8 protein-coding genes and 2 tRNA genes are annotated in these 12,022 nt (G+C 61.5%); 5 read left to right on the forward strand and 5 right to left on the reverse strand.

Annotation, left to right across the window (positions count from 1 at the left end; all coding sequences use genetic code 11):
* The 4 genes from B7X30_RS12550 to gyrA form a co-directional block, all read right to left on the reverse strand.
* Window positions 1-764: pyridoxal phosphate-dependent aminotransferase (locus B7X30_RS12550; protein ID WP_286730957.1), on the reverse strand; the 764-nt coding region annotated here is incomplete at its 3' end.
* A gap of 30 nt (window positions 765-794) precedes the next feature.
* Window positions 795-1,892, reverse strand: a complete 1,098-nt coding sequence (gene pheA, locus B7X30_RS12555) for a prephenate dehydratase (RefSeq protein WP_286730959.1) — start codon at window positions 1,890-1,892, stop codon at window positions 795-797.
* A 6-nt stretch (window positions 1,893-1,898) separates the two neighbouring features.
* Window positions 1,899-3,002: a 3-phosphoserine/phosphohydroxythreonine transaminase gene (gene serC, locus B7X30_RS12560; RefSeq protein ID WP_286730961.1), complete on the reverse strand. Its 1,104-nt coding sequence runs from the start codon at window positions 3,000-3,002 to the stop codon at window positions 1,899-1,901.
* 6 nt (window positions 3,003-3,008) lie between these two features.
* Window positions 3,009-5,615, reverse strand: a complete 2,607-nt coding sequence (gene gyrA / locus B7X30_RS12565; protein ID WP_286730963.1) for a DNA gyrase subunit A — start codon at window positions 5,613-5,615, stop codon at window positions 3,009-3,011.
* Window positions 5,616-6,055: 440 nt separating this feature from the next.
* Between gyrA and ompA the strand changes: the two genes are divergently transcribed.
* From ompA to B7X30_RS12580, 3 genes are all read left to right on the forward strand, one after another.
* On the forward strand, window positions 6,056-6,748 hold the full coding sequence (gene ompA, locus B7X30_RS12570) for an outer membrane protein OmpA (RefSeq protein WP_013106252.1): 693 nt from the start codon (window positions 6,056-6,058) through the stop codon (window positions 6,746-6,748).
* A 174-nt stretch (window positions 6,749-6,922) separates the two neighbouring features.
* Entirely contained in the window at window positions 6,923-8,281 is a 1,359-nt protein-coding gene (gene aptA, locus B7X30_RS12575; protein ID WP_465020142.1) for an omega-aminotransferase AptA, read from the forward strand.
* 149 nt (window positions 8,282-8,430) lie between these two features.
* Window positions 8,431-9,219, forward strand: a complete 789-nt coding sequence (locus tag B7X30_RS12580) for a cytochrome c oxidase assembly protein (protein ID WP_286730966.1) — start codon at window positions 8,431-8,433, stop codon at window positions 9,217-9,219.
* Window positions 9,220-9,263: 44 nt separating this feature from the next.
* Here B7X30_RS12580 and rnr read toward each other — a convergent pair whose 3' ends face one another.
* Window positions 9,264-11,591: a ribonuclease R gene (gene rnr, locus B7X30_RS12585; RefSeq protein WP_286730968.1), complete on the reverse strand. Its 2,328-nt coding sequence runs from the start codon at window positions 11,589-11,591 to the stop codon at window positions 9,264-9,266.
* A gap of 175 nt (window positions 11,592-11,766) precedes the next feature.
* On the opposite strand from rnr, the gene B7X30_RS12590 reads away from it, so the two are divergent.
* Window positions 11,767-11,851, forward strand: a tRNA-Leu gene (locus tag B7X30_RS12590).
* 84 nt (window positions 11,852-11,935) lie between these two features.
* Window positions 11,936-12,022, forward strand: a tRNA-Leu gene (locus tag B7X30_RS12595).

Consider the following 12,022-nt stretch of genomic DNA (forward strand, 5'->3'; position numbering starts at 1 on the left):
AGCACATCGGTCAGCGCCGGCTGCGACACGCCGTAGCCCATGCGCAGGCCCGCCAGGCCGTAAGCCTTGGAAAAGGTGCGCGAAACAATCAGATTGGGAAATTCGCGCACCCAAGCCATGCTGTCGTAACGCAGCGCGGGTTCGATGTATTCCACATAGGCTTCGTCGAGTACCACGGCGACGTGCGGCGGCACCTTGCGCAGAAAATCGTGCAGATCGTCAGCCGGCAAAAACGTGCCGGTTGGATTGTTGGGGTTCGCCACGAAGATCAGCTTGGTCTGCGGGGTGATAGCGGCCAGCATGGCGGGCAGGTCGTGACCCAAATCGCGGTCGGGCACGACCTGATGCGTTGCCCCTACGCCCTGCACCGCTTGCGTGTAAACGATGAAACTGTAACGCGAATACATGCCGGCATCGGCGTCGGTCAGCAAGGCGCGCGCGGCCATTTCCAGCAGGTCGCTCGAACCATGGCCGAGGGTGATCCACTCCGTCGGCACACTCAGCTTGTTTGCCAGCGCCTGTTTCAGCGCGTAGCCGTCGTTGTCGGGGTAGCGGGTGCTATCGGCCATCGCGGCCACGATGGCCTCACGCGCCTTGGGCGACATGCCCAGCGGGTTTTCATTCGAGGCCAGCTTGACGATGCGCTCGGGCTGCAAACCAAACTGCCGCGCGACTTCGGCGATGGGCTTGCCCCCGACGTAAGGTGAAATGGCCTGGACGTAATCGGCGCCCCAGCGGGCTTGGGTGGCGTGTTGTTCTGACATGTTCAATCTCTCGGGAGATGCGAGCCGTGCTCAGTTGTCGCGTGGTTTTTTATCGATGGGGTAGGAGCCCAGGCACTTGTACATCGCGCACACCCCTTGCAGCTCGCGCAACGCGGTTGCCACCCGGGGTTCGTCTTGGTGCCCTTCGACGTCGATATAAAAAGCGTATTCCCATTCGCCCGAGCGCGCCGGGCGCGACTCGAACCGGGTCATGCTCACCCCGTGCGCGGCCAGCGGTTTGAGCAGGTCGTACACCGCACCGGCGCGGTTGGGCACGGAGAGAATGAGGCTGGTGCGGTCGGACCCGGTGGGTTCGGGCTGCGCCGCGCCGAGCACGACAAAGCGCGTGGTGTTCTGCGCCTCGTCCTGAATGGCGCGCGCGGCGATGTGCAGGCCGTAAAGCACCGCGGTCGCCTCGGCGGCGATCCCGGCGATGCTGGCGTCTTCCGCAGCCAGCCGTGCGCCCTCGGCATTGCTCGATACGGGACGAATTTCGGCATTGGGCAGATGCGCACGCAGCCACCCTGCGCACTGGGCCAAAGCTTGAGGATGCGCAGCGACCGTCTGGATGCCCTGTAGATCGGGCGTCTGCCGCATCAGAAAATGCCGCACCGGCAAACTGACCTCGCCGCAGAGATGCACCGGATGCGCCAGCAGCAGGTCCATGCTGCGCGCCACCGCACCTTCGGTACTGTTTTCCACCGGCACGATGGCGAACTCGCTCTCACCACTCAGATAGCTGCGAAACACATCGTCGATGGTCGCGCAGGGAAAGCCTTGCGCACTGGCGCCGAAGAACCGCCGCGCCGCCTGCTCGCTGAACGTGCCCGCAGGGCCCAGATACGCCACGCGCTGCGGCGCCTCCAGCGCGCGGCAGGCCGACATAACTTCGCGCCAGATGGCGCTCACACCAGCATTGCGCAGCGGCCCGGCATTGTGCTCATGCAGCTTTTCGATCACCTGACGTTCACGCTCGGGGCGGAACACCGGCATGTTCAAGCGCTGTTTGATATGGCCGATCTGCTGCGCGGCTTCGGCCCGCTGGTTGAGCAGCGCCAGAATCTGTTTGTCGAGGGCGTCGATCTGGTCGCGCCAGGGGCTCAGGTCATCTTGGGAATCTTGGCTCATCGGATTTCAGCCGTGGCGTTTTTCAAAGTCTTGCAAGTAGTTCACCAGCGCCTGCACGCCTTCAAGCGGCATGGCGTTGTAGATCGAGGCCCGCATGCCGCCCACCGACTTGTGCCCCTTGAGTTGCAGCAGCCCCGCCGCCTCGGCGCCTTGCAGGAAAGCGGTGTTCAAAGCGGTATCACGCAGATGAAACGGCACATTCATGCGCGAGCGGCAATCGCGCCCAACCCGGGTTTCATACAACTCAGAGGCGTCGAGCGCGTCGTACAGCAGATGCGCCTTGGCGATATTGCGCGACTCCACCGCGGCCAACCCTTCAAGCCCATCGAAACGCTGACGCTTGATCCACTGCAACACCAGTCCGGCGATGTAGATCGCGTAAGTAGGCGGCGTGTTGAACATGGAATGGTTGGCCGCCACCACGGCGTAGTCGAATGCGCTGGGGCAATGCGGCAGGGCATGGCCCAGCAGGTCGCGGCGAACGATGACCAATGTCAGCCCGGCGGGGCCGATGTTCTTTTGCGCACCGCCATAGATGCAGGCGTAGCGCGACACCTCCACTGCACGCGACAACAGGTGCGAGGACATATCGGCCACCAGCGGCACGCCGCGGCTGTCGGGCACGAAGTGAAACTCCACCCCGTCGATGGTTTCGTTGGTGCAGACGTGCAGATATTGCGCGTCGGGGCGAATGCTCCAGGCGGCGTTGTCGGGAATACTGCCGTAGCCTTGATCGTCGTGGGCGCTGGCGCTCAGGTGCACATCACAGTATTTGCGGGCCTCTTGCTGGCTTTTTTGCGACCAGCTTCCGGTCACCACATAGTCGGCCTTGGCCCCGCGCGATAGATTCAGCGGAACAATGGCGTTCTCCGCAATCGCCCCGCCTTGCATGAACAGCACGGCGTAGTCGTCAGGGATCTGCAGCAACTCGCGCAGATCGGCCTCGGCCTGCGCGATGATGGACTCGAACTGCGGGCCGCGGTGGCTCATTTCCATCACGCTCATGCCGCAGCCGTGCCAGTCGAGCATCTCGGCCGCGGCCTGTTCCAACACCTCTTCAGGAATGGCGGCCGGTCCGGCGGAGAAGTTGTAGGGGCGTTGCTTGACCATCTCGGCTTACTCCGCGGCCGTGTCCGCGCCGCCGTCGTCCGCCGGGGGCGGCTCGGTCGGGGGCAGCTCGTCGTCGTCCGCCTCTACCACCGGTTGCACCTGGATGAGATGCGCCTTGGCGTCAAGCGCGATCAGGGTGACCCCCTGCGTCGCCCGGCCCATTTCACGAATCTCTTCCACCCGCGTGCGCACCAGCACACCGGTATCGGTGATCAGCATGATTTCATCGCTGGTGCGCACCAGGCAGGCCGCCACCACCTTGCCGTTGCGCTCCGAAGTCTGGATGGCGATCATGCCCTTGGTACCGCGCCCATGACGGGTGTATTCGGTGATGGACGTGCGCTTGCCGAAGCCGTTTTCCGTGGCGGTGAGCACGCTCTGGGTTTCGTCTTCGGCCACCAGCAAGGCAATGACGGACTGATCGGCTTCAAGCTGCATGCCGCGCACTCCGCGCGCCTCGCGGCCCATCGGACGTACGTCGGCCTCGTCGAAACGCACCGCCTTGCCCGCATCCGAAAACAACATGACGTCGTGCTGACCATCGGTGATGGCCGCACCAATGAGGTAGTCGTCGTCATCGAGCCCGACCGCGATGATGCCCGCGGTACGACGGTTGGCGAACGCCGTCAGCGGCGTCTTTTTCACCGTGCCGCGCGCGGTCGCCATGAACACATAGTGCTGCTCGTCGAAGGCCTTGACCGGCAGCACGGTGGTGATCTTCTCACCCGCCTGCAACGGAAACAGATTGACCAGAGGTTTGCCACGCGAGCCGCGTCCGCCCATCGGCGATTCGTACACCTTCATCCAGTACACCCGGCCCCGGTTGGAGAAGCACAGCAGCATGTCGTGGGTGTTGGCCACGAACAGTTGCTCGACCCAGTCGTCTTCCTTGGTACCCGTGGCCAGCTTGCCCCGGCCGCCGCGGCGCTGCGCACGGTATTCCGCCAGAGGCTGGCTCTTGACGTAGCCCGAATGCGAGATGGTGACCACCAGGTCTTGCGGGGTGATGAGGTCTTCGACATCGATGTCGTAAGCATTGACCTCGATGTGCGAACGACGCGCATCGCCGAACTCGGCACGCAGGGCGCTCATTTCGGTGGTGATGATTTCGGTCATGCGCTCAGGCTTGGCAAGGATGTCGAGCAGATCGGCGATCTGTTCCATGACGTCCTTGTATTCGCTGACGATCTTGTCCTGCTCCAGGCCGGTCAGGCGCTGCAGCCGCATCTGCAGGATTTCCTGCGCCTGCGTCTCGCTGAGGTAATAACCGTCGGGTTTGAGGCCGTAACGCGCGTCGAGATCGTCGGGTTGGAACTGGGTGATGTCACCCTCCACGCGCGATAGCATGGCGCGCGCCTCGCCCGGCTCCCAGGCCTGCGCCAGCAGACGCTCTTTCGCCACCGGCGGCGTGGGCGCGGCCTTGATGAGTTCGATCATGCGATCGACATTGGCCAGCGCCACAGCCAGACCTTCGAGCACATGCCCACGTTCACGCGCTTTGCGCAGGTCGAACACCGTGCGGCGGGTGATGATCTCGCGGCGGTGCGACAAAAAGGCCGCGATCATCTGCTGCAGGTTAAGCAAACGCGGCTGACCATCCACCAGCGCCACCATGTTGACGCCAAAGGTGTCTTGCAGCTGGGTCTGCTTGTACAGATTATTGAGCACCACTTCAGGCACTTCGCCGCGCTTGAGTTCGATGACCACGCGCATGCCCGACTTGTCGGACTCGTCCTGGATGTGGCTGATGCCTTCGATCTTTTTCTCTTGCACCAACTCGGCGATGCGCTCAAGCAAGGTGCGTTTGTTGACCTGGTAAGGCAACTCGTCGACGATGATGGCCTGACGCTGACCCTTTTCGAGATCTTCAAAGTGGCAACGCGCCCGCATCACCACCCGACCGCGTCCGGTGCGGTAAGCGTCGCGCACTCCCGAAGTGCCATAGATGATGCCCGCCGTCGGGAAGTCGGGCGCAGGCACGCGCTCCATCAACTCCTCGATCGTCGCCCCAGGGTTGCGCAGCAAATGCAAACAGGCGTCGAGCACCTCGCCCAGGTTGTGCGGCGGAATATTGGTGGCCATGCCCACCGCAATGCCCGACGAGCCATTGATCAGCAAATTGGGCAGACGCGCAGGCAAAAGAAGGGGCTCCTGCTCGGAGCCGTCATAGTTGGGGCCGAAATCGACGGTTTCCTTGTCGATATCAGCCAGCATTTCGTGCGCGATCTTCGACAGCCGGATTTCGGTGTAGCGCATGGCCGCGGCGTTGTCGCCGTCCACCGAGCCAAAGTTGCCCTGTCCGTCCACCAGCATGTAGCGCAAGGAAAAATCCTGCGCCATGCGCACGATGGTGTCGTACACCGACTGGTCACCGTGCGGGTGGTATTTACCGATCACGTCACCCACGATGCGCGCCGACTTCTTATAAGGCCGATTCCAGGCATTGCTCAATTCGTGCATCGCATACAGCACGCGCCGATGCACCGGCTTGAGGCCATCTCGCACATCGGGAAGTGCACGACCCACGATCACGCTCATCGCGTAATCGAGGTAGGAGCGGCGCATTTCCGTCTCTAGGCTGATTGGCAGGGTTTCTTTGGCAAAAACGGACATGAGTGAGTGCTTCGCAGCAATAGATCAGACGTCGGAGCGACCAGACCGGGCCCGACAAACCGGGCGTCGCCCGTCTAGCAGACGCGCCCCCAGTCAAGCGAACGATGTTAGCAGCCCGTATTTCCTCGCTCGGTTTCAGCGCAGCAGCGAAATGGATGACGGAATGTGGAGCAGAAAAATCAGGCCAATGTTGCGAAACAGCAACGCCGGTATGCGCACCTCGGGGCAGAACGTAAACGAATCGTTTCAGCAATTGAACGTCACAGACGCTGTGGCACAATGTCTTCGGGTTTACTAGTAGTGAATGCGTCAGGTGTCGGGTTCTCGGGCAGTGAACGAGTTCAAGCGGCAATTGCTCACACCCCAAAGCATCCTGGCGCTTATTATGGCAACACGCAGTTCTGGCTGCGATGAACGATCAACGACCGAGAGGAAATAACATGATCCACCCCAAAAAAATCGCAAAATTGTTCGCAGCTGCGGTTCTCGCAACATCTTCGCTGGCGGCTGCCCATGCCGGTGAGGCTCGCAGCATCAACAACTGGCAAGACCCGTACGGTCTGACCTGGATGAACGGCGACAACAAGCTGTGCTGGCAAGACAACTTCTGGACGCCGGCAACCGCCTCCAGCGAAGCTTGTGGCCTGCCTGTCGTGGCCAAGGCTGAACCTGCTCCGGCACCTGCCCCCGCACCTGCTGCCGCGCCTGCGCCCGCCCCCGCCCCCGCTCCGGCCCCTGTGCCTGTGAGCGAAAAGGTCACCTACAACGCCGACGCCTTCTTCCAGTTCAACAAGGCTGTTCTGCTGCCCGCTGGCAAGGAAAAGCTCGATGATCTGGCTGGCAAGATCAAGGCCATCAATCTGGAAGTCGTGATCGCTACCGGCTACACCGACAGCTTCGGCAGCGTGGCTTACAACCAGAAGCTCTCCGTTCGCCGTGCTGAAGCCGTGAAGGCTTATCTGGTGAGCCAGGGTGTTCCGGCTGACAAGATCTACGTCGAAGGCAAGGGCAAGACCGACTTCCGCGTCGATCCCAAGAGCTGCAAGGGCTCCTTCAAGAGCCAAGTGGAATGCCAAGCCCCCAACCGCCGCACGGTGGTCGAGGTTGTCGGTACCCATATGGTCACCAAGTAAGCTGTTTCAAGAAAGCTGCCTACTTAGAGCTGACTGCTTCACCGAAAAAGCCCCGCCCTGCGGGGCTTTTTCTTTTTGGCGCGGTGTCGCTGCTTGACAACGCCTTCGCTATATTTGAGGGGGCACAGACCGAAACATCGGAGCCACACACATTCCCGTTCACAGGAGAGTTTCATGGATCAAGCCGAACTTCAGCGTTTTGGCGCAATGACCGAGCTACCGTCGATGGACCAGCTCTGGATGCCGTTCACCGCCAACCGGCAGTTCAAGGCCGCCCCCCGATTGCTCGTCAGTGCGCAAGGCATGTATTACCGCTCTCACGACGGACGTCAAATTCTGGACGGCACATCGGGCCTATGGTGCGTCAACGCAGGCCACGGCCGACCGGAGATCAGCGCGGCCATTGCCCATCAGGCGCAGGAGATGGACTATGCCCCCCCATTCCAGATGGGCCACCCTGTGCAGTTCGAGGCGGCCAATCTGCTGGCCGAAATCGCTCCCGCCGATCTGAAAAAGGTATTTTTCACCAACTCCGGCTCGGAGTCGGTGGACTCGGCCCTGAAGATCGCCCTGGCCTATCACCGGGCGCGCGGTGACGGAACGCGCACCCTGTTCATCGGGCGTGAGCGCGGCTATCACGGCGTGGGATTCGGGGGCATCTCCGTGGGCGGTATGTTGGCGAATCGCAAGACCTTCCGCGGTTCGCTGCTGCCCAATGTGGATCATCTGCCCCACACTTACGCGCCTGACCATCAGGCGTTTTCGCGGGGCGTACCGGAATGGGGCGGACACCTTGCCGATGAGCTCGAACGCATTGTGGCGCTGCATGATGCGAGCAATATCGCCGCCGTGATCGTCGAGCCCGTCGCTGGGTCAACCGGTGTGCTCGTGCCGCCCAAGGGGTATCTGGAACGGCTGCGCGCAATATGCGACAAACACGGCATCCTGTTGATTTTCGATGAGGTCATCACCGGTTATGGTCGGCTGGGCACGCCGTTTGCCGCACAGTATTTCAAGGTCACGCCCGACATCATCACCACTGCCAAGGCGGTGAACAATGCGGCGGTGCCGCTGGGCGCCGTGTTCGTGCGTAATGGCATTTACGACACGGTCGTGAACGGATCTCCGGACGGCACCGTCGAATTTTTCCACGGTTACACCTATTCGGGCCATCCTCTGGCCATGGCCGCTGCCGTCGCGGCGCAAAAGATTTACAAGCGCGACCAACTGCTCACCCGCGTGCAGGACGACGGCATTGCACACTACTGGCAGGAAGCGCTGCACGCCCTGCGAGACGTGCGGCACGTCAAAGACCTTCGCAATATCGGGCTGATCGGCGCCATCGAGCTGGAGTCGCGGCCTGCCGGCGTGGGCAAACGGGCCTTTGAAGCGTTTGTCGGCTGCTACGCACGCGGCCTGCTGGTGCGGTACACGGGCGACACCCTTGCGCTGTCGCCGCCGCTCATCATCGAGCGCGGCCAGATCGATCAGATCATGTCGACCCTTCGGGACGTTCTGCGCACCATCGACTGAACGGTTCGCCCCCTTTGTCAACCCGGCCTCGCGCCGGGTTTTTCATGTCTTGTCGGCCTCTCGACCTCGAGACTGTCGCCGCGCGTTAAAGTGCGTGTCTTATCGCGAATTGCACTTTCTTTTTTCCCTTCCACACGGCTGTTCTCTATGTGCGCGGCTGCCGCAGACGGAAGATTTCAGTCTCGCGCCAGGTTCGGTTCTGGCTGGGATGGGTGCTGATGTGGCAGGCCTTCCAAACCCGCTGGGACTACTACGCCGAACATCAGTTTTTTGTGCATATCTCGCAGCAAATTTCGCTGCATGATTTCGCGCCGCTGCTCATGATGTGGAGCTATCCGCTCGCTGTGCTGCGAGCCGGCATTCCCGTGAGCATCAGGGTGCGCTGGCTGAAGCCTTTTCAGCGCAACGCAGTTGTACGGGCGACCAAGCTCGTGCTGTTCAACCCTTACTTTGCCGCGTTTTTGTTTGGCGGCATGGCATTGCTCTGGCTGATTCCGTCTTTTCACCCCTTTGTCATGCTCAATGCGCCGACCTACCGGTTGATGAACTGGAGCATGGCGCTTGATGGTCTTTTGTTCTGGTGGCTGGTTCTCGATACCCGTCCCAATCCGCCTGCCCATCTCTCGCCGGGAAAACGGGTTTTTCTGCCTCTGCTGAGCATGCTACCGACCATGGTGTGGGGCGCGATCCTCGCTCTGAGCATGACCGACTACTACCCGATTTATGAAATTTGCGGACGCGCGCTGAGCCTCGACCCATTGACTGACCAACACCTTGGCGGCCTGATCCTGTGGATTCCGGGCTCTTTCCCCATGATCCTGGCCAGCATGATCGCGTTGCGCAGTTGGATGCGGCTTTCAGACCGAGGCCGCCTCAAAACGCGGCCTAATAAGCGCACCGTTGCTTCGGCTGCGGCCGCCGTACCACCCGTCGTTTGAGACTTTGCACCTGTCGAGTTCGAACGGCGCAGGCTGCAAGCGGCTCAGCGGACCCGTTTGCGCGGGCTGGTCGACTTGCCAGTCTTGCGATCTGCGGACGATTTTCCCTTCGCCGCCTTGCCGTTGGCACTTGGCGCGGCCGCGGTTTTAATCGCGGCCTCCGCTGGGCCACGCTGGCTCTTGCCGCCCGATTTGGCCACTCCTTTGCCCACCCCGTTCGACGACGTCCGGGATTTGCGCACACCGGCCGACATTTGCGGATTCAGCGCAAACACGTCTTCGTCGACTCCCTTGATCTCTCCGGAAGTCGGCAAAGGCTTGTTAGACGGGCTGGACTTGCCGCCTTCGCGCACCAGGCGGAAGTCAATTTTGCGTCCATCCAGATCGACCCGGCTGACCTGCACGAGCAGACGCCCGCCCAAGGCATAACGAATACCGGTGCGTTCACCGCGCAACTCGCCGCGCGCCTCGTCGTAGCGAAAGTAATCGGCGCCGATCTCCGAGACATGCACCAGGCCTTCGACAAACAGGGCATCGAGTTGCACAAAAAGGCCAAAGCCGGTCACTGCGGTGATCGTGCCCGCGTACTCCTCGCCGAGCTTGTCGCGCATATACCAGCACTTCAACCAGCTCTCGACATCGCGGCTGGCCTCGTCGGCCCGACGCTCATTGGACGAGCAATGCACCCCGGCCGCCTCCCAGATCGGCATGTCCTTAGCCCTCTCCTTGGATACCGGAGCCGCCGGAGCCACGCTTGCAAGCTGACGCTGCGGCGCGCGGCGCGCGTTCTGCTCGCCACGATTGAGTTCGATGCGTTCGCTGAACTTCGGGGTGTAATGCGTGCCGTGCAGAATGGCCTTGATGCCGCGATGCGTGAGCAGATCGGGATAGCGTCGAATCGGGCTGGTGAAATGGGTGTAGGCGGGATAGGCCAGGCCGAAGTGCCCGCTGTTGTGCGGCGTATAAATGGCCTGCTGCATGGAACGCAGCAGAAGCGTCTGAATCTGTAGGGCGTCCGGCCGCTCCTCGATGGACTGCGCCAGCGCCTGATAGTCGGCGGGTTCGGGCGCCCCTTTGCTGCCCAGCGTGAGCCCGAGATTGCGCAGCAGGGTGCGCAGTGTTTCGAGCTTTTCGGGCGTTGGGCCTTCGTGAACGCGATAGAGCGCAAGCTGTTTGTTGCGTTCCAGAAAATCGGCGGCACACACATTGGCTGCCAGCATGCATTCCTCGATCAGCCGGTGCGCGTCGTTGCGATGTCGCGGCACGATGGCCTCGATCTTGCCCGCGGCATTCACCACAATCTGCGTTTCGGGAATATCGAGATCGAGCGCGCCCCGAACCTGCCGCGACTTGAGCAAGGCGTGAAACACGGCATGCAGATTGAGCAGATGTGGCACCAGCGGCGCACGCTCGCGCGCTAGCTTTCCTGCCGTGTTCGACAAGATGTCTGCAACCTCCGTGTAGGTCAGTCGCGCCTGAGAACGCATCACCGCCGGATAAAACTGATAGGCCTTGAGCTCCCCCTGCGCGGAGATCAGCACGTCGCACACCATGCACAGACGATCCACCTGAGGGTTCAGCGAGCACAGGCCATTGCTCAGCTTTTCCGGCAGCATGGGAATCACGCGCCGCGGAAAATACACCGAGGTCGCACGCTCCAGCGCATCCGCGTCGAGCTCCGTCCCTTCGCGCACGTAATGCGAGACATCGGCAATCGCCACCAGCAAACGCCAGCCCTTGGCGCGACCGATCTTCGCGGACTCGCAATACACCGCATCGTCGAAATCCCGCGCGTCCTCGCCGTCGATGGTCACCAGCGCCACATCGCGCAAATCGATGCGCCCGGCCGAATCGACATCGCGAACCGCGTCAGGCAAAGCCGCGCTTTCGCGCAGCGCGCCGCTCGAAAACAAATGCGGTACGCCGTACTTGCGCACCGCAATTTCAATCTCCATGCCGGGGTCATCGAGCTCCCCCAACACCTCCAGCACCCGCCCGACCGGCTGCACGTTGGGCAGCGGCGGCTGGGTGATTTCAGCGCTCACCACCTGACCAGCACGCGCCTTGCCAATGGCATCGGGCGATATCAGAATATCTTGCACATAGCGCTTGTCCTCGGGCGCCAGCAACCACGTTCCACCTTCCTGCAACAAACGCCCGATGATGGGGCGCTTGCTCCGTTCCAGAATGCCGATGATCTGCCCTTCCGTCCGTCCCCGCCGATCGGGCTTGCCCACACGTACTCGCACCCTGTCCAGATGCAGCACAGTCCGCATCTGCTGCGGTGGGAGAAACACATCGGGGCCGCCATCATCGGGCGTGACAAAACCATGACCATCGCGATGACCGCGCACGATACCTTCAACAATCACGGAGAATCCTTTTTTTGACTGCAGACCACTGCAGAGTCGCGGCCTTGGCGCCGCATGGAAATGAAGCCAAACATTGTTCTGACTAGTGCATTATCACCGCGGACCCCGATCAACCTCAAAAGCGCGGCCCAGTCTTTACAAGCACGAACTTTATGCTAAGATACGCAGCTTAGTTGCCCAGATGGCGGAATTGGTAGACGCACTAGTTTCAGGTACTAGCGCTGCGAGGCGTGGAGGTTCGAGTCCTCTTCTGGGCACCAAAATTGCAGAAAGTACAGACGGGGGATTTCGATTCCCCGTTTTGCTTTCCGTCAGGCACAAATGCACGAATGCCTGATCTCCCAGCCGGGATGGCGGAATCGGTAGACGCACTGGATTCAAAATCCAGCGCCCTTAAAAGCGTGCGGGTTCGAGTCCCGCTCCCGGCACCA

The organism is Thiomonas sp. 13-64-67 (genome assembly GCF_002282795.1).
Classification (GTDB): Bacteria; Pseudomonadota; Gammaproteobacteria; order Burkholderiales; family Burkholderiaceae_C; genus Thiomonas; species Thiomonas arsenitoxydans.